We start from the raw sequence: 22,484 nt of genomic DNA on the forward strand, positions 1-22,484 counted from the left end.
GCCTCCTTCAGCCCTGCGTGCTCACCACGCGGGCCAGCGTGGCGCGCAGCTCGGAGAGGTCCACCGGCTTGGGCACGGTGCCCTGGATGCCCTCGGGCAGGGCCTGGTGGTTGCCCGCGCCGGAGACGACGACGACGGGCAGCTGCTTGAGCCGGTCATCCTCGCGCACGTGGCGCATCAGCTCCCAGCCGCTCATCACCGGCATCATCAGGTCCAGCAGCACCGCGTCCGGACAGGGCAGCCGCGACAGGCGCTCCAGCGCGGACTGGCCGTTGCCGGCCGTCTCCACGGTGAAGCCCTCCAGGGTCAGGAACTCCTCCAGGAGTTCCCGACTGTCGACGTGGTCTTCCACCAGGAGGACGAGGCTGGGCGTGCACATGGAGACTCAGCCTCGTACCGGCGTCCGACATCCGCCAGCCGCGGCGCGTCGAGACGTCCTCGCGTGGACGTCCCAGGTGTCCACCCGTGAACATCGGGCGATTCGGAGGTGAGCGAAGCTCAGCTCGCGGGGTCCTCCTCCGGCAGCAGCCTGTCCTCCAGCACCTCCTCCGGGGACTCGCCCGCCTGCACGCGCAGCGCCGCGTAGCGCAGGCCCGTCACCTCCGCGAGCGCCTCCGCCCGGCCGAAGACCAGCCCCGCGCGGCGCGCGTACAGCCGCAGGGCCCGCGCCAGCTCCGCGCCCGTGGAGAAGCGCTCCTCGCGCGCCGGCGCCAGCGTGCCCCTCAGCAGCGGCTGGAAGGCCGCCGGCACCGAGCGCAGCGCGTCCTCCAAATCATCATGGCCGTAGGCGCGGATGCGGCGGCGCAGCTCCCGGGCGGCGGCCAGGCCCACCGCGTTCTTCATGGCGTCCTCCAGCGCCTCGCCGGCGTTGGACGGCGGCTGGGTGAGCGCGCGCTCGTGGCGGTGGCGGCGCTCGGCCTCGAAGCGGTCCGCGCCCTCGAAGAGGTGGCGGCCGGTGAGCAATTGCAGCAGCACCAGCCCCAGGCCGAACAGGTCCGCGCGGCCGTCCAGCGGCTGGCGCGCGACGTGCTCGGGCGCGGCGTAGGCCAGGCTCACGGGGGGCGCGGCGTGCGCTGTGTCCCCGGAGAACACGCAGGTGGCGGCGCCGAAGTCGAGCAGCTTCACCGCGCCGTGCTCGGTGACGAGGATGTTGTGGGGCGCCACGTCGCGGTGGACCACGCGCAGCGGGTGGCCGTGCTCGTCGGTGAGGGTGTGGGCGTGGTGGAGCGCCTCGGCGATCTCGGCGGCGACGTAGAGCGCGAAGCCCTCCGAGAAGGGCAGGTGCGAGCGGGAGGACGCCTCCAGCAGCGCGTCCAGCCGGTGGCCGGGCGTGTGCTCGAAGACGAGCACCGGCGTGTCGTCCGGGCCCTTGAGGTGGTGCACGGAGACGACGTTGGGGTGGTGCAGGAGCGCGGTGAGCCGGCCCTCCTCCAGCAGCCGGTGGATGGCCGCGGCGTCCTCGCCCAGCGGGCGCTTGATGACCGCGTAGCCGCAGAAGTCCGCCTCGTAGCGACGACGGGCGAGCAGCAGCTCCCCATGGTGCGCGGCCCCCAAGGACTTCACGAGCTCATACGACGCGCGGCCGGAGCGCAGCAGGACTTCCGGAGGCATGGAGGCGTCGGACGACGGGGGCGACATGGTCGGCTCTCCTTGCGACGGCGATGGGCCCGATGGGCCCGTGGGCGCACCGTGAAAAGTATGTTCGTCCTCCGGCTGGAAGTCACCCCATGGGTAGTGCGTGCCCCGTCCACCGCGGCCGGCTCCCAGCGCCCGTTCCTTTCGCGCGCCATCCATCCGCTGACGGTGGAGCCCCTGCCCGGGGTGGTTCCTGTTTCCGACCTTGAACAGTTTTGGGTCGAAGTCTTGATTTTCAGTTTTGCGAATGGGAGGTGTGAGGTGGGCTCCGAGGGATGTCCAGGACCTGGGAGGGCGGCCCCGGATGGCCAGGGAAGTCCAGCGGTGTACGCTGGACGTCCCAGGTCGGATGGAGCGAGGCCCACCGAGGGGCGGCGGGGGGAGGGCGGTGGACGCGCGAGGCCGGGGTGGGAGGGGTGGCGGGAGGGCTGGACCCGGGTCCGAGGACTACCCGGCGTATCGGTATTTCGCCTGATGACGTGGTGGGTTATAAGCCGGTCCGGACACACGTCCGAGGGAGGCCTGAGGCGGTGCAGGCCGGGGCCTCGGTCCGAACTCACAAGGTTGACGCGGTGAAGACCCACCCTGCAGGTTCCTCCACCCCTCGCAAGTCGTCCCGCGCGTCCAGCAAGGGCCGACCGAGCGACCGTGCCCGTCAGTCGCGTCAGCAGCTGGAGCGGCGGCTGGCGGTGAGCGTGGGCGAGGAGGCCCGCTCGGCGCGGATGCGCGCGGGGCTGACCCAGGCGGACGTGGCCGAGCGCATCGGCATCGCCGCGGAGGTCTACGGGCGGATGGAGCGCGGGAAGATGATGCCCAGCGTGCCCACGCTGTTCCGGCTCTGCCTGGCGCTGCGGCTGTCGGCGGACGTGGGGCTGGGGCTCGTGACGGCGGCCTCGGTGGGGGCGGCGCTGTGGGAGGAGGACTCGCGGGACAAGGACCACCTGCCGGAGATGCGGCGCCTCTTGCGCACGCTGCGGCGCATGTCCCGCGGACAGCTCAAGCTCGTCAACCAGGTGGCCGCCGCCATCCTGCCGCAGCGCTGAGCGTCAGCGGCTCGGCAGGCAGAGCGTGTCGGCCGGGCAGCGCTCGGGGAGCGGTGCTCCGGGGCGCACGGACTCCCCCGGGTGCGTGGGCGTCTCACGGGGAGCCCGGGTCTGCTCCGCGGTGAGCGCGCCCCGCGCGGTGGACTCGGCCGAGGCGGCGGGCATGAAGCTCAGCGCCACCAGCACCAGCAACACGCCCAGCAGCAGCTGGAGCAGGCGACCTCGCAGGATGCGGAGGGAAGGCGGGGCGATCATCTCGCGAGCCTCCGCGCGGCGCGCGCTCGGGCGAGGACGACGCCCCGGCCCACCGGAGAGGCCGAGGACACGAGGGGAGACGGGGACGACGACGGGGCGATGACGGCCCGCCGGCACCAGGACAGGGACAGACGAAAACGCATGACGCGGGGCTCCGGAGTGCGGGGAAGTTGGTGAGCCCTCCCTCTGGTGTCCTCCCTCCCTCCGGGACAGGCCCGTTGTTCACCCCAGGACGCGCCACGTCCCCTCCGTCCGGCACCGGACGCGGGGCGCGCGCGACGATTGCCCGTGCTCTCCGGGTGACGCCTCGGCGGCCTGGGCGCTTGTCACCCCGCCGGGTCCCTGGCCTCATGGAGTCTTGAGGGGCCCACGAGAAGCGACGTGACGGATTCGATTCGGGGAAGGCGGCGGCGAGGACGCTGGCCGCGCGTGCTCATGGCGGTGTGGCTGCTGGTGCTGTGCGCGCCGGTGGGCCGCGCGAGCGCCCAGGCCCCGTCCACCCCCGACGCGGGCGTGCCCCCCGTGGCCGCCGAGGTGGACCTCTCGCGCACGGACGCGGGTTGGACGGTGGACACGGGGCCCTCCGACGCGGGGTCCGTGTTCCTGCCCCCCGCGCTCGCGCAGGACGCTCCCGCGCCGTATCCGCCCCAGCTCGCCGCCGAGCGCGTCTCGGGCGTCGTCCGGCTGGAGCTGCTCATCGACGCGTCCGGCGAGGTGGAGTCCGCCACCCTGGTCCAGGGCATCCACCCGCTGCTGGACCGGGCCGCGCTGCACGCCGCGCCGGGCCTGCGCTTCACGCCGGCCACCGTGGACGGCCAGCCGGTGGCGGTGCGGCTGGGCTTCGAGTACCGCTTCGAGGCGCCCGTGCTCGCGCCCGACGCCGTGGCCCAGGCCCCCGTCACGCTGAGCGGGCGCGTGCGCACCAAGGGCAACCGGCGCCCCGTCGTCGGCGCCACGCTGGTGTCCGAGGCCGTCCCCGACGCGCCGGTGCAGACGGACGCGCAAGGGGTCTTCCAGGCGCGCTGGCCCGCGGGGGAGCACCGCGTGCGCGTGTCCGCGCCGGGCCACAAGGCGGGGACCTTCCGCGAGGTGTTGAAGGCGCAGGAGGCGCTGGAGGTGGTGTACGGGCTGGAGCCGCTGGTCATCAACCCGTACGAGACGGTGGTGCGCGCGGACCGCGAGCGCACCGAGGTCAGCCGCGTGACGCTGCACGACGCGGAGCTGCGCGAGGTGCCCGGCACCATGGGCGACCCGTTCCGCGTCGTCATGCTGCTGCCGGGCGTGGGCAGCATGCTGTCCGGCGTGGCCTACCCGGTGGTGCGCGGCAGCCAGCCCGCGGCCACGGGCTACTTCCTGGACGGCATCCGGGTTCCCATCCTGTTCCACCTGTTCCTCGGCCCCGCCGTCATCCACCCGGACTTCATCGACACCATCGACTTCTTCCCGGGCTCGCCGCCGCCGCGCTACGGGCGGCTGCTGGGCGGCGCCATCGAGGGCCGGCTGAGCCGTCCGCGCGATGACCGCGTCCACGGCAGCGCGTACGCGGACCTCATCAACGCGGGCTTCTTCCTGGAGACGCCGTTCCCGTCCACCGGCACCAACGTCAGCGTGGCGGGCCGCTACTCCTATACGCCGTGGCTCATCGCGCTGGCGGCCAACAAGCTGCAGGACCCGCCCGCGCCGGGGCGGCTCAACGAGAAGGTGGTGCTCGACTTCTGGGACTACCAGCTGCGCGTGGAGCAGGACGTGGGCCGGGGCAAGCTGCGGCTGTTCGCGTTCGGCTCGTCGGACACCTTCGGCACCGAGGCCCAGGATGCGTTCGGCGACACGGCGATGCAGTCCATCGTCTTCCACCGCATGGACCTGCGCCACCGCCACCCGCTGGGGGGCGGAGAGCTGGAGCTGGGCGTGACGTGGGGACTGGACCGCTTCGCCATCGTCAGCAGCGACCCGCCGAGCGACGCCACCGCCATCCACATCGACCAGGGCACGTGGGCCGCGCGCGCGGGCTACACCGTGCCGTTGGACCCCGCCGTGACGCTGCGGCTGGGCGGGGACGTGGACCACAAGCGCGCCATCGTCGACTTCTACGAGCTGACGCCCGACGAGCAGACCGAGCAGCTGGCCCCCGTGGCGCTGGCCACGTTCATGGGCGCGTGGGCGGAGCTGGTGTACCAGCCCTCGCCCCGGTGGTCCTTCGTGCCGGGCCTGCGCGTGGACAACTACCACCTGTCGCCCGGCATCGACCACGCGGTGCTGGAGCCCCGGCTCACCGTGCGCCACCAGTTCAACGACGCGCTGGTGCTCAAGGGCTCCGCGGGCCTGTTCCACCAGCCGCCCACGTCCCTCATCAGCCTGCCCGTGGTGGACGTGGGCAGCCTGCTGTTGGGCCTGCAGCGCGGCGTGCAGCTGTCGCTGGGCGCCGAGTGGAAGGCCTTCAAGGGCCTGGAGCTGGGCGTGGACGCGTACGTCAACCCGCTGGTGCGCACGATTGAGCTCACGCCCTTCTCCGACGAGGGCCTGACGGACGAGGAGACGCCGCTGCCGGACCCGGAGCCCGGCATCCCCGACCGGGGCGACATCGACTTCCCGGACTTCCAGAGCAGCGGCGTGGCCTACGGCCTGGAGCTGCTCATCCGCCACCCGCTGGGGGACAACTGGTTCGGCTGGCTGTCGTACACGCTGCAGCGCAGCCTGCGCCGCACGCGCTTCTACCGGTACGACTTCGAGGGCAACGTCATGGGCGAGGCGACGGGGGATTTGCCCTTCGCGTTCGACCAGACGCACGTGCTCAACCTGGTGCTCAGCTACAAGTTCTCCAACAGCGTCACGCTGGGCGGGGTGCTGCACTTCAACACCGGCCGCCCCGAGTACGGGACGCTGGGCACCCAGACGCACCGCCCGGGACGCGACGCCACGGGCCGGCCGTCGTGGGTGAAGGCGGACCGGGACGCGGTGGACCGGCTGCCGCCGTTCTTCCGCTTCGACATGCGCCTGTCGAAGGCCTGGGTCTACGAGACGTTCAGCCTGGAGGCCTACCTGGACATGCTCAATGTCACCATCAGTCAGGAGACGGTGAGCTTCGAGTACGACGGGGGCGGCGGCCGGCCGCTGTCCAAGAAAGCCGTGGGGCTGCCCATCGTCCTGCCCATCCTGGGGATGAAGGGGCGATACTGAACCCCACGATTGATGGATAGCGCACGCTTGCCGGCCCTCCCCGCGAGCGGCTTGCCCCAGGAGGGGGAGGGCACGGTTTGATTCGGGCCTGGAGCGTGTTGAAGGGAGCCGACCTGCCCCCAGGACGGATGGACACTCCCAGGCTCGACGGTGGACCGCCCGACATCAGGTGAAGACGCCATGTTCCACGAAGGGATTGCGACGACGATGTCGGAACGGCCGCCGCGGCGGGAGACGTCCCCGCGCGGCGTGATGGGGCTGGCCAGCCTCCCCGCGCCGCAGGACAGTGCTTCCGACAACACCCTGCTGCGGGGCGCCGAGGCGCCCGGCGTGCTGGTGGTGGACGACAACCCCGCCAACCTGGTCTCGCTGGAGGCCATCCTCGAGCCGCTCGGCGTGCGCCTGACGAAGGCGAGCTCGGGGGAGCAGGCGCTGCGCTTCCTGTTGCGCGAGGACTACGCGGTCATCCTGCTGGACGTGCGGATGACGGGGATGAACGGCTTCGAGACCGCGTCGCTCATCAAGCAGCGCGAGCGCACGCGCAACGTGCCCATCATCTTCCTCACCGCGTACGGCCGCGACGACACGGAGCTCGTCACCGGCTACTCCACCGGCGCGGTGGACTTCCTGCAGAAGCCCTTCCCGCCGGAGGTGCTGCGCTCCAAGGTGTCCGTCTTCGTGGAGCTGTTCCGCGCGCAGCACCAGGTGCGGGCGCAGGCGGAGCTGCTCCGGCAGAAGGAGGCGGAGGCGCGGGAGCTGGCGCACCGGGCCGCGGGGCACATCGACCGGCTGCGCGACTTCACCGCGCGGCTGTCGGAGGCGAGCACCGTGGCGGAGGTGTGCCGGGCCCTGTTCGAGCAGGGGCTGGTGGCCGCGGGCGCCAAGGCGGGCGCGGTGAATCTCTTGAGCGATGACGGCGAGGCGCTCGAAATCGTGGACGCGGTGGGCTACCCGGAGCAGGTGCTGTCGCGCTGGCGGCGCATCCCCTTGTCCCAGCGCGTGCCCCTGACGGAGGCGGTGCGCGAGCAGAAGCCCATCTGGCTGGGCTCGCTGGAGGAGTGGACCGAGCGCTACCCGCACCTCAACGCGCACGGCATCCACGAGTCCGCCATCGCGCTGCCGCTGCTGGTGAAGGGCCGGGCGCTGGGCGTCATCGGCCTGTCGTTCGCGCGGGCGCGGCTGTTCACGGAGATGGACCGGGCGTTCTTCTCCGCGCTGGCGCACGCGTGCGCGCAGGCGCTGGAGCAGGTGCGCCTCGTCACCGAGGAGCGCCGCGTGCACGAGGAGCTGCGGCGGCGCTCGGAGTTCGAGCAGCAGCTGGTGGGAATCGTCAGCCACGATTTGCGCAACCCCCTGGCCGCCATCTCCATGTCGGTGGGGCTGCTGGAGAAGAAGAACGAGCTGTCCGACAGCCAGAAGCGCACGGTGCAGCGCATCGGCCAGGCCTCCGAGCGCGCGGCGCGGATGATTCGCGACCTGCTCGACTTCACCAAGGCGCGGCTGGGCGGCGGCATCGCCCTGCACCGCCAGCCCACGGACCTGAAGGACGTGGTGACCCAGGTGCTGGACGAGGTGCAGGTGGCCCACCCCGGGCGGCATGTCGACGTGGAGGTGGCGTCGGACGTGCGCGGGGAGTGGGACCCGGACCGCATCGCCCAGGTGCTGACGAACCTGCTCTCCAACGCGCTGGCCTACAGCCCGCAGGGCGCGCCCGTGCGGCTGCGCACGTTCGCGGAAGGGGGCCACGCGCTCATCAGCGTCTACAACGGCGGGGACCCGATTCCGCACGAGCTGTTGTCGCGGCTGTTCGAGCCGATGACGCGCGGCTCGCTCAAGGAGGGGCAGTCCAGCCGCAGCATCGGCCTGGGGCTCTACATCGTCCGGGACATCGTCCGGGGGCATGGGGGCAGCGTGGACGTGGTGTCCTCCCCGTCCGACGGGACGACCTTCACGGTCCGCCTGCCCCGACTGACCGGGTGAGTCAGGTCCTGGCCCCTGTGGGTGCGGCGCCTTCCTGCCCTGGGGGGCAGTGGCGGGTGTCACCCGGGGTGCATTTTGCTTCGGGGCGCGGGTCGGTAGGGGGCCGCGCCCTGGGGGCATCGGGGCCGTGGGGCGGAGTCAGTCTCGCCAGCGCAGTGCTTACGGGTGAGCACTGCGGGAAGGGCTGTACCCGAGGACAAGTTCGCGACACCTCGGACATGGCACTCTCTGCCAACGCGCGGTGCGCGCCCCGGTCCCGGCACGTGGGCTCCAGGGGTGCTGCTCGCCGGGGGGAAGTCGATGGTGAGCCTGTCGTCGCTGCCGGGGCCTGCCCTGGCACGGTCGCTCCATGCCGCAAGTCCCGCCCCGTGCATCCGCCTGGAGGCCGTGCGGGGGAGCTCGGGAGAGGTGCTCGACTTCGAGTGCGCGTCGCTCAACGCGGCCGCGGAGCACCTGGTGCGCGACTGGGGCGTGCCCTCGTGTGTCTCGCGCTGGGCCCAGCAGGGGCTGGGCGGCGTGGACCTGGAGGCGTGCGTGCGCACGGCGTCGTCCGGCGTGCCCCTGGCCGCGACGCTGCGGCTGACGCGCGACGGGCTGCGTGGACGCTTCCAGGTGGTGGGTATGAGGGAGGCGGAAGGGCTGGTGCTGTGGCTGCTGGAGCCGGAGGGGGAGGACCCGGCGGTGGTGGAGGGCGCGCTGGAGCGCGAGCGCGAGGCGCGGCGTCGGGCGGAGGCGGCGCTGGAGGCCGCGCGCGACGCGCTGGCTCGCGAGGAGCTGCTGCGACAGGCCTTGTCCAAGGCGCGCATGGTGGCGTGGGAGTGGACCGAGGCGCGGCGCGCGGTGACCTGGTCCCAGGACGCGGCGGGCTTCTTCGGCCAGTCGCCGGGCGCGCTGGGCGGCTCGCTGCCGTCCTTCCTGTCCTGCGTCGTGGTGGAGGACCGGCCCCGGGTGGCGCGGGGCATCGAGCAGGCGCTGGCGATGGACGGCGCGTACTCGCTCAAGTTCCGCTGCCGTCACCAGGACGGCACCACGCACTGGTACGAGGCGGTGGGCCAGAGCTTCCACGAGGAGGAGCGGCCCCACCGCATGGTGGGGGTGGTGGCGGACTGCACCGAGCGCGAGGCGGCGGAGGCGGTGCTGCGCGAGGCGGAGGAGCGCTACCGGCTGGCGGCGCGCGCCACCCATGACGTGTTGTGGGATTGCGATTTGGAGACGGGCCGGGTGCGCTGGGACGGGGGCCAGGAGGAGCTGTTCGGCTACGGCCCGGAGGCGGCGGACCACGACTTCGCGTGGTGGACCCAGCGGCTGCACCCCGACGAGCGGGAGTCGGTGTCCCGGGGCCTGCACGACTTCATCGCGTCCGACGAGGACGCGTGGCAGGCGGAGTACCGCTTCCGCAAGGACGACGGCGGCTGGGTCCACGTCCTGGACCGGGGCGTGCTGTCGCGCGACGCGGCCGGGCGGCCGGTGCGGATGATTGGCTCCATGATGGACATCACCGAGCGCAAGCGCACGCTGGAGCGGCTGGCGGAGGAGGCGGAGTTCCGCGAGCGCTTCATCGGTATCCTCGGCCACGACTTGCGCAACCCCCTCAACGCGATAACGCTGTCCGCGCGCGCCCTGCGCCGGCGCGCGCCCCTGAGCTCCACCCAACAGCAGATGGCCCAGCGCATCGAGGCGAGCGCCGAGCGCATGGGCACCATGATTTCGGACATCCTCGATTTGACGCGCGCGCGGCTGTCCGGCGGCATCCCCTTGCAGGTGGCGCCGGCCAACCTGTCCAACGTGTGTCGACAGGTGGTGGAGGAGCTGTCGGCGGTGCATCCGGACCGCTACATCGCCTTCGACGTGGACGGCCGCTCCGACGGGCTCTGGGACGCGGACCGGCTGGCGCAGGTGCTCAGCAACCTGGTGGGTAATGCCCTGGAGCACGGCGCCCAGGATGCCCCCGTGCTGCTGCGATGTCTGGATTTGGAGACCCGGCAGGTGGTGGAGGTCCACAACCCCGGGGCGCCCATCCCCGCGCCGCAGCTGGCGACGCTGTTCGACCCGTTCCGTCAGGCGGGCGCCGCGCGAGAGAAGGGCCGGCGCCGCGGCGGGCTGGGCCTGGGCCTCTTCATCGTCCGGGAAATCGTCCACGCGCATGGCGGCAGCGTGGACGTGCGCTCCTCCGAGCTGGACGGCACCACCTTCACCGTGACGCTCCCGCGCGACGCGCGACGCGCGAGCCGGTAGATGTTTCACGCACGGCTCGCGGTGTGTCACGGCCCGTGAATCACCGTCCACCGTGAGGCGATACACGGCGCAAGCGTCAGCCGTCTCACGCTGACGCTGTCTGGCGAAGGACTTCCTCCCAGGAATTGGACGTGAGGACACCTGTCACCTCCGGCGACAGGGACTACCCGTTGTCTCAGCCGCGGAGGTGCCGCGGTGACCCCCAACGCGGAGCTTGTCCCATGCGCTTGTCCTTCATCCGTTCCCAGTCTCGTGGTTTCTCGTCCCGTCTCGTCCGCGCGTGGGCCCTGCCCGCGCTCCTCGCCGGCGCCGTCGGCTGTGGCCCGGAGGGCGTGAGCCCGGTCGACCCGAGCGAGTCGGTGGATACCCACGAAGCCGGCCTGGTGTCGACGAACGGCTTGTCGACGAACGGGCTCTCCACCAACGGGCTGTCGACGAACGGCCTGTCCACCAATGGCTTGTCGACGAACGGGCTCTCCACCAACGGGCTGTCGACGAACGGGTTGTTCAATACATGGTTCAGCTCGAACCCGGCGGCGGGCGACCAGCTGATGCGCTACGTGGCCCGCTGCGCACTGTCGTCCTCCCAGACCCTGACGTACACCCATAACGGAACGACGTACTCGTGGCCCGGCTCACTGGGGCTGGCGCCGACCTGGTCCACCACGAACCAGCCCGCGTCGGTGGCGGAGCAGCAGGTGGTGTCCGCGTGCCTGGCGGCGCACGCGAACAAGTTCGGTGTGCACGTGAACATCTCCGTGCAGGGGCGCGGCGCGACGAACGTGAGCATCCCCACCACGACGGAGGAGGTCCAGACGTACAGCCAGAAGGAGGCGTGCTTCTTTGGCAACCTGTTCAACAACGAGGGCCTCTTCGCGGCGAACGACGCCAACTACCTGGCCTATGACCAGAGCACGGTGCGCACCTGCGGCCTGTCGTCGTGGAGCGGCGACGCGGCGTGCGCGCCCACCATCCAGCACGTGGGCTCCTGCCTGGACCACTGCCAGCTGGACGCGACGCGCACGCACTACTCGCGCTGCACGTACAACGGCGTCGAGTACAAGCCGCTCGTCACGCGCATCCGTCCCCAGGACATCTACCGCTGCGGCGACGGCGTCTGCCAGGTCTCCGAGAAGTGCGGCACGGGCGTGACGCCGGACAGCTGCAAGGCGGACTGCGGCACCTGCCAGTGAGCTTCCTGGCGACACGCCCATGACACGCGGCTCCCCGCGCCGCGCGGAAGCGTGAGGCCCAACCCCGGGTGTCCTCCCCCTTCCCGATGAAGCAGCACCCCGAGCGTCTGTCCCGGACGCGCGAGTCGAGCCTTCCCCCATTCAGCACGCCCAGGTCTTCGCGAGGGACTTCCCCCGAAGTCTCCGAAGCCCGGGTCCCCCTCCTCGGTGAGTCGACTGCCCCTGGTTCCTGACCAGGCGGGCGGACGTGTGCGCCGGGATGACGGGGGGGACCCGAGGGCACGTCTGGCGGGGGACTGGCGATATGTCCGGATTCCGGCGGCGTTTGCGCCCCGGGGCTCCCGCCCGACGGCGGACATTCCCGCCGCGACAACATGCCACAGCCGGCGGGTGTCCCCTTGCTGGTACCCATGCCTCATCGCTGAGTCACCGTCCTGGAGGTCATCTCGATGAACGCCGTCTGGAAGCCCCTGTCGCGAGCCCTGCTGCCCGCCCTGCTGCTCGCCGCCCAGGGCTGCGGCGGAGACGATGACGTCGAGTCCAAGGCGTACACCGTGCGCTTCAGCCCGCAGGTCCGGCAGGAGGCGCTGTCGTGCACCACCAGCTTCACCGACATCGGCACGTCGCGCGGCGTCATCGAGCTGCTGGACTTCCGCATGTACGTGCGCGACGTCACCCTCATCCGCGCCAACGGCGAGCGCCACGCGCTGAAGCTCGCGCAGGACGGCGAGTGGCAGCGTGACGCCATCGCGCTCCTGGACTTCGAGGACGGCACTGGCACCTGCCGCACGGGCAGCCCCGGGACGCACCGCGAGGTGACGGGCACGGCGCCCGAGCACGACGACTACACGGGCCTGGAGTTCAAGGTGGGCCTGCCCCCCGACAGGAACCACCTGGACGTGGAGGTCGAGCCCGCGCCCCTGGACGTGCGTGACATGTGGTGGAGCTGGCAGGGCGGCTACAAGTTCGTGAAGCTGGACATCCGCTCGCAGCAGAACGCGACGTACTACTTCCACCTGGGCGCGTCCGGCTGTCAGGGCTCCAACGCGGACGGCTACACGTGCGGCGCGGCCAACCAGGCCACCGTCGCGCTGGACGGCTTCGACCCGGAGACGAACCAGGTGGTGCTGGACGTCGCGGGCCTGCTGTCGGAGCTGGACGTGAATCGCACGCCGACGGGCTCGGACATGATGCCCGGCTGCATGTCCGGCCCCACGGACCCGGAGTGCCCGCCGCTGTTGTCGCAGTTCGGCCTGAACGCGGACGGCACCCCCAAGGCGCTGCCGAAGACGTTCTTCAAGGTGCGCTGAGAGAAGGAGCGGGCTGATGTCTTCGCGTGCGGGGAAGCTGAGCGTGGCCGTGGCCCTGCTGTCGGCCGCGGGCTGTGGGGGTGACGCGCCGGGGCGTCCGGCGCCGCCGGCCTACGCGTGGAGCCTGCCCGCGGGCTTCCCCGAGCCCTTCGTGCCCGAGGACAACCCCATGTCCGTGGAGAAGGTGGAGCTGGGGCGCCACCTCTTCCACGACACGCGGCTGTCGGGCAACGGCACCATGTCCTGCGCGAGCTGCCACGAGCAGGCCCGGGCCTTCTCCGACGGCAAGGCCACGCCCACGGGCTCCACGGGGGACCACGTCGCGCGCAACTCGCCGGGCCTGGCCAACGTGGCGTACCTGGGCACGTACACCTGGGCCAACCCGCTCCTGGAGACGCTGGAGTCGCAGGCGCTGGTGCCGCTGTTCAACGAGTTCCCCACCGAGCTGGGGCTGACGCCGAAGCTGGAGGAGGCGCTCGAGCGGCTGCGCGCTGACGCGAAGTACCCGGAGCTGTTCCGCGCGGCGTTCCCGGACGCACCGGAGCCGGTGAGCCAGGGCTCCATCGTGAAGGCGCTCGCGTCCTTCCAGCGCACGCTGCTGTCGGGGAACTCGCCGTATGACCGCTACCTGCAGGGCGACAACGCGGCGCTGTCTCGCTCGGCCCGGCGGGGCATGGAGCTGTTCTTCGGCGAGCGGGCGGAGTGCTACCACTGCCACAGCGGCCGGCACCTCTCGAACTCGTTCCGCGCCAAGGACACCAAGCCCCAGGTGGCGCAGTTCTTCAACACGGGCCTGTACGACTTGGACGGCAAGGGCGCGTACCCGCCCGACAACCCGGGCCTGTTCGAGTTCACCCACGACGCGCTGGACCACGGCCGCTTCCGCGTGCCGCAGCTGCGCAACGTGGAGCTGACGGCGCCGTACATGCACGACGGCAGCATCCCCACGCTGGAGGCCGTCATCGAGCACTACACGTCCGGTGGCCGCAACGTGACGGAGGGGCCGCTGGCGGGTGACGGGCGCAACAACCCGAACAAGGACCCGCTGGTGCGGCCCTTCGAGCTGACCGACGAGGAGAAGCAGGACCTCATCGCCTTCCTGAAGAGCCTCACGGACACCGACTTCACCACCGACCCGCGCTTCTCCAATCCGTGGAAGTAGGGGCCATGTTCAGCGTGGCTCCGGAGGCAGGCCCCACAGGCCCACGGTGCCGTCGTCCTCGCCCCACGCGATGACGGTGCCGTCCGGGCTGAAGGCCGCGTTGGCGGCGTAGAAGTCGTTGTCCACCTCGTGGCGGAACACGCGCGTGCTCGTCCGCGCGTCGAGCACGCTGAAGCCGTACCGGGTGACGGTGAGCAGTCCGCCGTCGGGGCTGAAGGTCGCCTGGCTCGAGCCCGCCACCGGGCCCCGGAGCGTCCCGGCGAGGCCCCCGTCGCTCAGGCGGAAGCGCTGGATGCGCGGGCCGGTCGTCGTGGCGACCAGCTCCGTGCCCGCGGGGTGGAAGGCGACCGAGACGAACTGCTCGTCGGCCTCCACGTGCACGAGGATGGGATTGCCGCTCGCCACGTCCCAGACGACGACGTGGCCGCGCAGGCAGGCGGCGGCCAGCAGCCGCCCGTCCGGCGAGAACGCGAGCCTGGCGACCTCCTGCTGGGGCCCCTGGAGCTGACCGAGCGACGTCCAGGTCCGCGTGTCCCACAACAGCACGCTGCCGGTGAGGTCGTGCATCGCCAGCCGGGTGCCGTCGGGGCTCACCTCCAGCCCGCGCACCTCGTAGTCCGGTACGCGGCTCAGCCGCAGCGGCCGGCCGTCCTCCAGCGAGTACAGCCCGACCTGGAAGCGCGCGTCCGTCACCGCGAGGCCGCCGAGCGAGGGCAGCGCCTGCACCGCCACGCCTTGGGAGACGGTGACCTCGCCCAGCTGCCGCTCCTCCCGCCAGCGCCACCAGCGCAGCCGCTCGCCGCCCTTCTGCTCCAGCGCCACCAGCAGCTCTCCGTCGGAGGAGAAGGCGACCTGCTGGAACTCGACGGGGCCGGGCGCGGGCGTGCCCAGCCGGGAGCGCTGAATCCAGCGCGGGCCATTGTCGGAACGGAGGACCTGCGTCATTCGGCGGACTCCCGATACAAGAGACACGAAGGCCCCGGGCCACCCGTGGTGTGTCACGGATGGCCCGGGGATTCATCATCGCACTACGGCAGCAGGTCGAAGTGCGTCTGCTTCATCCAGACCTTCTCCAGCTCGTTGATGGCGTCGGGGTACTTGCTCAGCACCTCGTCGGGGCGCACGTTCATCGTCGCGGCGAACCAGTTGCGGACCTGGAGCATGGCGCCCGCCGAGTCCGTCCACTCGGGCGGACTGAAGACGTCCTCGTCGATGGGATACCCGTCGTCGTCGAACTTCTTGGCGCCCGTCACCTTGGCCACGATGGCATCCCGGTTGATGTTGCCCGCGGGGTCGGCGATCTCCCGTCGGAAATAGGCGGGCCGGGAGGGGGTGGCCGCTTGGATGCGGACGACGGAGCCATCCACGTGGACCCAGTTTCCGGACCCCGCCGGAGCCAGCTCCGTGAAGTTCAATTGCTGCAGCCGCGTCTTGAGCTCCGCCACCGTCTTGCCGGGCATGGTGCCCAGCGCCTTGACCGCCTGGCCATGCGTCAGGGCGTACTGGCGCTTGAGCGCGGGGAGGCTGAGCATGCTCATCTCCTCCAGCTCCCGCAGGCCCTTCTTCTTGAGGAGCTGGGCGAGCTTGCTGACGTGCTCCTCGCCCACGTTGACCATGATGCGTTTGACTTCCTTGCCGGTCAGCCCGCCCACGTGGGGGATGGCCTGGGGTCCCAGCGCCTGCACCATGTGCATGCGGGTGAAGTTGTCGGGGAGGTCGTTCCAGGCCCGGATGAGCGTCTCGCACTCGTTGGCGATGGCCTTGCCCAGGGGCGCCACGGCGTCGGCCACGCCGCGCCAGAACTTGCCGCTGCCGACGATGAGGCCCAGGCCGGAGAACATGCGCTCCCCCACCTCGAGCCGCCTGCCGCCGGGGATGCAGTGCTCCCAGCCGGTGACCACCTCGCACAGGTCGATGAAGTCGCCGACCGGCGTCAGCGCCAGGCCGAAGAACGCCACCTCCTTGATGATGACCTGGGCCTCCTCGCCGATGCCGAACAGCCGCGTGATGATGTTCGGGTCCTCGGCCATCGCGCCGTTCTCCACCGCCTGCCAGCCGCCGCGCAGACCGTCGAGCGTCTCCAGGATGGCGTCCTGCTGCGCGGTGGGCGAAGCGCCCTGCCAGAGGTTGAGGTTGGCCTGCAGCCCGTCCGCCTGGTTGCGGGTGTCCGCGCGTCCGCGCAGGTACTCGATGAGCGCCTTCGTGGACGGGCGCACCGGCGTGTCGAGGAACCAGCCCTCCTCGTCCATGTGCTGCCGCACCGTGTTCAGCACCAGGGTGCGGGCGTTGATGAACGCGCCCACCTCCTCCTGGGACACCGCCGAGCCGCGGCCCTGGATGGCCTTCTCGAAGATGTCCTGGTTCTGGCGCCAGGAGCGGGTGATGCTCATGAATCCCGAGCGGTTGACCACCGCGCCGTTCTGCCGCGTCGTCTCCAGCTGCTGGAGCACCTGCTGCGCGTAGGCGAGGTACGGGTCGTTGTCCGGGTCGAAGTCGTCGGGCACGTTGAGGTCCGGCAGCTCCACGTCCGGGATGTCCTCGGCGTCCTTGCCCGGCTGGTAGGTGCCGGAGTCGCCCAGGTCCGGGCCGCTCGGCGGCGGCGTGCCCGCGAGCCAGTCATCCAGCCCGCCCAGCTGCCCGCGGAACTCGTCCATGATGCGCGTCAGCTCCGTGCGCAGCGCCTCCAGGTCCTTCTTCAAGTCCCGGAGCAGCTGCTGGAGCGCGCCGCGCACGCGCGGGTCGATGTCGCCGTAGCGCGAGAGGATGTCGTTGAGGTCCGCCTCGGTGATGGAGTCGAGCGGGCGCTTGGACAGCTCGTCGATCTCCGCCTTCAGCTCGGCGAGCCGGTCCAGCTCCGCCTGCGCGGCGGCGAGGTCGCCGCCGAGGCTGAGCAGCTGCGCCTTGCGGTCGTGCAGCGTCTGCTCCAGCCGCTCCAGGTTCGCCGACAGCCCGGGGTTGATCTCCTTCAGGTCGAGCATCACCGAGGACTCGCCCTCGAAGTGGGTGCCCCGGCGCTTGACCATGAAGAGGGGGCGGGCCGACAGGCCGCCCGTCTCCAGCGTGACGAAGTCATCCGCGATGACACACGTCTGCGTGGAGCCGGTGACGGCGGCGCCGAAGTAGAAGTGGTTCGCGCCCCAGCGCAGCAGCGTGGCGTTGAAGCCCGCCGTGAAGATGTTGGAGTCGTCGCCGTTGCCGTAGAGCACGTAGCGGTTCGGCGCGGTGTACGTGGGCAGGGGGACGGCGTTGACGGAGAAGTTCGCCTGGCCCTCCTGCGCCAGCCCGGTCGTGACCTGGCAGCTCCCCTGGCTGCGGAAGGACGTGGACTTCCAGGCGATGGCGTAGTTGCGGTAGGTGGCGTCCGCGTCGTCGGGCGCCAGGGCCGTGCCCGCGAGCAGCAGGGCCAGGGCCCGTGACAGGAATGGTCTCATGGGTGGGGTCCTCACAGGTCCGAGGCGCGCAGCGCGACGTCGTGCGAGAGCACGGCCTGGCGCAGGTTGCCGTTGTTGAGGTGGGTGTCCACGTCCACCAGGAGCGCCTCGGTGACACCGGCGCGGCGCATCTGGGTGACGTTGAGCCGCACCATGTTGGGCAGCGTCGTGTTGAGGTAGTTGCGCGCGCTGGTGAACTGGCGCCGGAGCGCGATGCAGCCCGACTCCATCCAGCCCGTGGCGTTGGGGCCCACGTGGAGGCACAGGGGCTCCAGCTGGAGGATGCTCTCGAAGTCCACGTGCTTGGTGGCCAGGAAGAACAGGTTGAGCGTCTGGCTGCGGGGCGGCAGCTGCCACAGCGCGGTGGTGCGCGCGTTGGCGCTGGCGAGGAACTCCTGGGACGCCTTCAGCGTGGCCGCGTTGGCCATCGTCTGGCGCGTGGCCAGGTCCGCCTGGGCCGCCACGAGCGCCGTCTGACGCGCCGTCAGGCCCTGCAAGAGCTTCTTCACCACCTCCGCGACGCGGGCGTAGCGCGCGTCCGAGTAGCCGGCGATGTTGTTGAGGATGACGCCGGAGCGCTCCGTGAGGTTCACCTGGGGGATGGCGTGCCGGGTGATGAAGTCCGCGTAGTGCGCGAGCCTCGCCTGGTGCAGCGTCTGGAGCTGCGACAGCGCGTTGCCCAGCCGGCGCGACTCCATCCAGAGCTCCTGGGGCCGCTGGCTCTCGGTGCGGGCGAGCGTCACCAGCTCCAACTGCAGGGGGCCCATCTGGGCGATGGTCGAGGTGGAGGCGCGCTGGGCGATGTCCTCGAGCTGCGCGAAGACGGCGGCCTCCGTGCCGCGGTAGGTGACGAAGTCCTCGTAGACGTCGGTGATGGCGGGCGCCAGGGCCTGCACGGCGGAGTGATAGGCGTTGAAGGTGGCCTCGTAGGCGGAGAGCAGCTCGCGCTGCTCGGCCAGGTCCGCCTTGGCGGTGCCCTGCTCGGCGGCCGCGCGCGCCTTGAGCTTCTCACCCAGCTGTCCCCGGCGCTCGGTGATGCGCGTGCGCCGCCGCTTGAGCTCCTCCTCGGACGGGCCGGTCATCTCCGAGGCGAGGTCCGCCATCTTCGACAGGCTCTCCTCGTAGATGGTCATGGAGGCGCCCATCGACAGCCGGAAGTAGGACTGCACGCTCTCCACGTCGGCAATCCACTGGAGCGGCGCGGCGGGGTTGCCCTTCGGGACGAAGACGTAGGGCGATTTGCCGAGGCACTGCTGCCGCAGCTCGGCGTTCTGCTCCTGGTTGCACATGGCCTCCTGCAGGGGGCGGAAGTCGGCCAGGAGGGTGTCGATGCTGGTGCCCAGGGGCTTGCACAGCTTGCGGTCCCTGCCCCAGAAGAACATCTGGACGCAGACGTCGCTGGTCGACAGGGATTGCTCGGTGGGAGCGGCGGGTGTCTGGGGCTCGACGGCGGGCGGCGTGCTCGCGTCGGTGCCGCAGCCGGCGGCCCCCAGGCAAAGCAGCAGCGAACCGAGGACGCGGGTCCTCGCGGGTCTTCTCGACATGGTGTGACTCCGAGGTTCGGAAAATGGGGAGACGGACTAGAGGCAGGCGCCGCCGTTGGCGAAGTCCGGGTAGCACTGGGCGCCGAACATGCGGACCTTCCACAGCAGGTAGCGCATCTCGTGGTCCGCGCGGGCCTTGCCGCTCACCACGAAGCGCACCTCCTGGTTCGGGTACACGACGGCCTGGAGCTCATGCATCTGGCGCAGGTTGGTGATGGCGATGTGGCTGGTCGCCTTGTTCACCCAGACGCCGTTCTCCTGGACCTGGAGGGCGAGCGTGATCTCGCTGGTGGCGGCACCGGGCAGCGGCCACTGGTTGGGGACGAGCAGCTCCACCGAGCCTCGCACCAGGCCCGGGAGGTCCTGCGGGTGGCTGTAGTAGCCCATCGTCTGCGCCATGGGCACGAAGCCGTCCGTGGCGGGCAGCTGCGTCATCAGCCGGCTGTAATAGAAGACATCCTCCTGGTACCAGCTGTCCCGGCTCGCGTGGAACACGCTGTTGCCGCCGAGCCAGTCCATGGTGGCCTTGCCCGCGCCGTTGCACGGCCAGATGTGTCCACCTCCCTCGACGTAGACGTAGCACCAGCCCGCGGGCAGCATCGACGGCCTGAACAGCGGCAGGTCGATTTCATAGCCATGCACGATGATGGGCGGGGGCGGGTCCTCCTCGCCGCCTCCGCCGCCGCCGCCCGGACACGTCTCGCAGCGCGCCTGCTGCTCGGTGGTGTCGAGCGACGCGCCCGTGTCGTCGGAGACGTCGGTGGAGGAGGGGGCGCCGCACGCGGTGGCGCCGAGGAACAGCAGGGTGCACAGGCTCTGGATGAAGGTCTTCATGAGGGTGTTGTCCTGGGAAAAGAGGGGTCAGGGGTTGAGCCAGGGGGCCAGCTGCGCGGTGGCCAGGTCGACCTGGGCCTGGGCGGCGGCGGCCTCCTGGGCGGCGACCAGGTACTGCGCCTGGTACTGCTCCTTGGCGCCGGCCGCGGAGAGCTGGGAGAGCTTCTGGATGACGGGCAGCGCCGCGGGGCCGATGAGCTCCTCGAGCGTCTTGGGCGAGCCGTCCGGGTGGTGGTACTTCGTGGGGTCGCCCAGCGAGCCGAGCACGAAGTAGAAGTTGGTGAGGGTGATGCTCTCCTCGGGGGTGAGCACGCCGCCGCAGCCCATGGCCGCCTGGAAGATGACGGGGCCGGCCTCCAGCGCCTGGGCGTGCAGCGCGTGCGCCGTCTCGTTGTTGAGGTCCACGAGGAAGCTGTTGGACAGCGTCTTCATGTAGTCGAAGGCGGCGCTGTACTCGACCAGGCTGGCCAGGTGCTCGCGCTGCGCCACCTTGGTGGCGAGCGTGCTTTGCAGGCCCTGGAGGATGGACTGCGCCTGGGCGGCGGAGTCCACGTCCACCTCGTTCCAGGTGATGTTGAGCGACACGCGGCACGTCTCGTTGAACGCGGCCGCGTTCGTCCACGGCGAGGAGTCCTTCAGCTCCAGCGAGGCGATGAGCTCGCGGTCCAGGTCCCTCAGGACGAGCTCCGGGGTGCCCAGGAAGGTGTAGCGGGTGCCGGCGTTGCCCGGCGGCGTGAGTGTCACCTCCAGCGGGTACTGGGTGGAGCAGTTGCCGGTGAGCACGCGCCGCACGGTGGTGCGCAGCGGCACGGCGCTGGTGAACGGCGTGGCGTTCAGCGTCTGCGTGGGAATGGCGCAGCGGGTGAGCCGGCCGCCGCTGAGCGTGCAGCGCGACGGTGAGATGAGGTCCACGACGGACGTCTCCGCGAGCGCGGGCGCGCTCCAGACGAACGTGGACAGGACTCCAACGGAGAGTGCGGTGGTGAGTTTCATGGCTGTCTTTGCGCGCGCTCCCGCTGACCGGGCGGGTCAGGGAAAAGCCGCGTGGAATGGCCCCCGCCGCTATACGCGCCGATGCGCCCGGGTTGGTCGTGGAGGGGGTCACCGGGAAAGTTCCGGGCGGTGGACAGTCGGGGTGGTGGGTGGCGCACACCGGGCCGTGTCCGCGGGGTGGTGTGAGCGTCCGTCAGCGTCGCTTGGGCGCGGGGCCGGATGGGCTTGCCGGGGCGGGCTTCCTATCTGGGGGAGCAACGCGAAGTCGGGAGTGGTGGCCATGCGCAGAAGTCTGTTGGCGGCGGTGATGGTGCTTCTCTCCGCGCTCGCCCTCACGTCGACCTTCGATGTGTCGGCGGGGAGCGGGGAGGAGGAGCGGGGGGCGTCCCGGGAACAGGTGGCCGCCGCCGTCGCCGAGCCGAGCGCGAAGAGCGAGCTGGGGAGCGTGGTCGTCACGTGCCCGGTGGGGGTGAGCCAGGCGTCGTACCTGCCGGGGCTGTCGGAGGGGGCGAAGGACGTGACGGTGGCGGGGGCCACCACGTTGAGCAACTGCGTGACGATTCCGGCGTCCGGGGTGAAGTCCGCGAGCCTGCCGCTCGAGTCGAGCCTGCTGGCGGGCTACTCGTGCGCGGACCTGCTGACGCCCCGGACGGTGCGGCAGGTGGTGCGGTGGAACACGGGGGAGACGTCCACGTTGGTGTTCAGCCAGTCGCGGGAGCTGGCGCAGGGGCCGCTGACGGTCTTCACGCTGACGGGCACGGTGGAGTCGGGGGCCTTCCTGGAGTCGATGGCCATCCTGACGGTGACGTACCTGAACGCGGACATCGAGAAGGGCTGTGACTCACCGGGCGGGCTCATCTGGTTGAGCGGACCGGCGACGCTCGAGCTCATCCGCACCGTGACTTGAACCAGGGGGGGATGCACATGCGTGGGACGTCGGCGTGCGCGGTGTTGCTGCTCGGGGTGCTGGCCTGTGGAGGGGAGGGGCGTCAGGCGGCGGGGCCGCTGATGGAGGGTACGGGGGGGAGCGGGATGACGCTCGAGCGTCCGTTGGAGAAGGTGCTCATCACCTGTCCGCTCGGGCTGGGCGAGGCGAAGTACGGCACGGGGCTCAAGGGGGAGCCGGGGGACAGCGAGGTGTCGTTCCTGGCGAGCGTGAGCGGGTGCGTGACGGTGCTGGGCTCGGCGGTGACGTCGGCGACGCTGGGCTCGGAGACGCCCAGCCTGGTGCGGGGGCTGTCGTGCGCGGACCTGTCGCGCGCGGGGGCGGGCCGGCAGGTGGTGACGTGGAACACGGCGGAGACGTCCACGGTGTTGATGGGGCAGTCCCACGTGTCCGTGCAGGAGGCGACGACGCTGGTGACGCAGACGGGGAAGGTGCTGTCGGGCAAGTTCCAGGGCGCCACCGCGGTGCGGACCACCACGTACCTGACGGCCGACGTGGAGAAGGGGTGCCGCTCCGCGGAGGGCCTGAAGTACCTGAAGGGGCCGGTGACGTTCAGCGTGACGTATCCGTGAGCGCGGGGGGATGCGCTCCTGGCCCTGTCGGGTGTGAGCTGCGCCTTCCTGTCGCGCGGCCAGGGACCGGGCCCGCGTCGCGTGTGAGGCGCGTCAGCGAGCAGGCGGGTATTTCTGCAGCTCTCGCTGGAGGGCCGGGCCCGCGTCGCGTGTGAGGCGCGTCAGCGAGCGGGC

General features: G+C 71.1%; 17 protein-coding genes. 9 read left to right on the forward strand and 8 right to left on the reverse strand.

From position 1 onward, the window contains the following. Positions 1-7: 7 nt before the first annotated feature. Together OWM54_RS24280 and OWM54_RS24285 are read right to left on the reverse strand one after the other, a co-directional pair. A complete protein-coding gene (locus OWM54_RS24280) occupies positions 8-379 on the reverse strand; it encodes a response regulator (protein ID WP_267699036.1) in 372 nt (123 codons plus the stop codon). Between the two features lie 119 nt (positions 380-498). Continuing rightward, positions 499-1,638, reverse strand: a complete 1,140-nt coding sequence (locus OWM54_RS24285) for a protein kinase domain-containing protein (RefSeq protein ID WP_267699037.1) — start codon at positions 1,636-1,638, stop codon at positions 499-501. A gap of 569 nt (positions 1,639-2,207) precedes the next feature. On the opposite strand from OWM54_RS24285, the gene OWM54_RS24290 reads away from it, so the two are divergent. After that, positions 2,208-2,678, forward strand: coding sequence for a helix-turn-helix domain-containing protein (locus OWM54_RS24290; protein ID WP_324289143.1), 471 nt, complete (start codon positions 2,208-2,210; stop codon positions 2,676-2,678). Between the two features lie 3 nt (positions 2,679-2,681). On the opposite strand, the gene OWM54_RS24295 is transcribed toward OWM54_RS24290, so the two are convergent. Then, complete coding sequence (locus OWM54_RS24295; protein ID WP_223751933.1) at positions 2,682-2,933, reverse strand: hypothetical protein; 252 nt, start codon at positions 2,931-2,933, stop codon at positions 2,682-2,684. Positions 2,934-3,368: 435 nt separating this feature from the next. Here OWM54_RS24295 and OWM54_RS24300 point away from each other — a divergent pair, with 435 nt between their 5' ends. The 6 genes from OWM54_RS24300 to OWM54_RS24325 all read left to right on the forward strand — a co-directional run bounded on the left by OWM54_RS24300 (position 3,369) and on the right by OWM54_RS24325 (position 13,990). Beyond that, positions 3,369-6,110: a TonB-dependent receptor domain-containing protein gene (locus tag OWM54_RS24300; RefSeq protein ID WP_267701163.1), complete on the forward strand. Its 2,742-nt coding sequence runs from the start codon at positions 3,369-3,371 to the stop codon at positions 6,108-6,110. A 180-nt stretch (positions 6,111-6,290) separates the two neighbouring features. Beyond that, positions 6,291-8,090 carry a response regulator gene (locus tag OWM54_RS24305; protein ID WP_267699038.1) on the forward strand — a complete coding sequence of 600 codons (1,800 nt, stop codon included), beginning with the start codon at positions 6,291-6,293 and terminating at the stop codon, positions 8,088-8,090. 387 nt (positions 8,091-8,477) lie between these two features. Beyond that, positions 8,478-10,325 (forward strand): sensor histidine kinase, encoded by a 1,848-nt coding sequence (locus OWM54_RS24310; RefSeq protein ID WP_267699039.1) that lies wholly within the window; start codon positions 8,478-8,480, stop codon positions 10,323-10,325. A 221-nt stretch (positions 10,326-10,546) separates the two neighbouring features. Beyond that, positions 10,547-11,518 (forward strand): hypothetical protein, encoded by a 972-nt coding sequence (locus OWM54_RS24315; protein ID WP_267699040.1) that lies wholly within the window; start codon positions 10,547-10,549, stop codon positions 11,516-11,518. Between the two features lie 449 nt (positions 11,519-11,967). Further along, positions 11,968-12,828 (forward strand): MbnP family copper-binding protein, encoded by an 861-nt coding sequence (locus tag OWM54_RS24320; protein ID WP_267699041.1) that lies wholly within the window; start codon positions 11,968-11,970, stop codon positions 12,826-12,828. Positions 12,829-12,844: 16 nt separating this feature from the next. Further along, positions 12,845-13,990: a methanobactin export MATE transporter MbnM gene (locus OWM54_RS24325; RefSeq protein ID WP_267699042.1), complete on the forward strand. Its 1,146-nt coding sequence runs from the start codon at positions 12,845-12,847 to the stop codon at positions 13,988-13,990. A 9-nt stretch (positions 13,991-13,999) separates the two neighbouring features. Here the strand turns inward: OWM54_RS24325 and OWM54_RS24330 are convergent, their stop codons facing one another. The 5 genes from OWM54_RS24330 to OWM54_RS24350 form a co-directional block, all read right to left on the reverse strand. Next, the gene (locus tag OWM54_RS24330) at positions 14,000-14,935 is read right to left on the reverse strand and encodes a WD40 repeat domain-containing protein (RefSeq protein WP_267699043.1); all 936 of its coding nucleotides are present in this window, start codon (positions 14,933-14,935) and stop codon (positions 14,000-14,002) included. An 83-nt stretch (positions 14,936-15,018) separates the two neighbouring features. Beyond that, positions 15,019-17,421, reverse strand: coding sequence for a hypothetical protein (locus tag OWM54_RS24335; RefSeq protein WP_223751926.1), 2,403 nt, complete (start codon positions 17,419-17,421; stop codon positions 15,019-15,021). An 11-nt stretch (positions 17,422-17,432) separates the two neighbouring features. Beyond that, a complete protein-coding gene (locus OWM54_RS24340; RefSeq protein WP_267699044.1) occupies positions 17,433-18,965 on the reverse strand; it encodes a hypothetical protein in 1,533 nt (510 codons plus the stop codon). 36 nt (positions 18,966-19,001) lie between these two features. Beyond that, positions 19,002-19,799, reverse strand: a complete 798-nt coding sequence (locus OWM54_RS24345) for a hypothetical protein (protein WP_267699045.1) — start codon at positions 19,797-19,799, stop codon at positions 19,002-19,004. A gap of 27 nt (positions 19,800-19,826) precedes the next feature. Beyond that, entirely contained in the window at positions 19,827-20,792 is a 966-nt protein-coding gene (locus OWM54_RS24350; protein ID WP_223783928.1) for a hypothetical protein, read from the reverse strand. Positions 20,793-21,072: 280 nt separating this feature from the next. Between OWM54_RS24350 and OWM54_RS24355 the strand changes: the two genes are divergently transcribed. Both OWM54_RS24355 and OWM54_RS24360 read left to right on the forward strand, forming a co-directional pair. Continuing rightward, positions 21,073-21,699: a hypothetical protein gene (locus tag OWM54_RS24355; RefSeq protein WP_223751922.1), complete on the forward strand. Its 627-nt coding sequence runs from the start codon at positions 21,073-21,075 to the stop codon at positions 21,697-21,699. Positions 21,700-21,716: 17 nt separating this feature from the next. Further along, positions 21,717-22,310, forward strand: coding sequence for a hypothetical protein (locus OWM54_RS24360; protein WP_267699046.1), 594 nt, complete (start codon positions 21,717-21,719; stop codon positions 22,308-22,310). Positions 22,311-22,484: the final 174 nt, after the last annotated feature.

The sequence above is a fragment of the Myxococcus sp. MISCRS1 genome (genome assembly GCF_026626605.1).
Classification (GTDB): Bacteria; Myxococcota; Myxococcia; order Myxococcales; family Myxococcaceae; genus Myxococcus; species Myxococcus fulvus.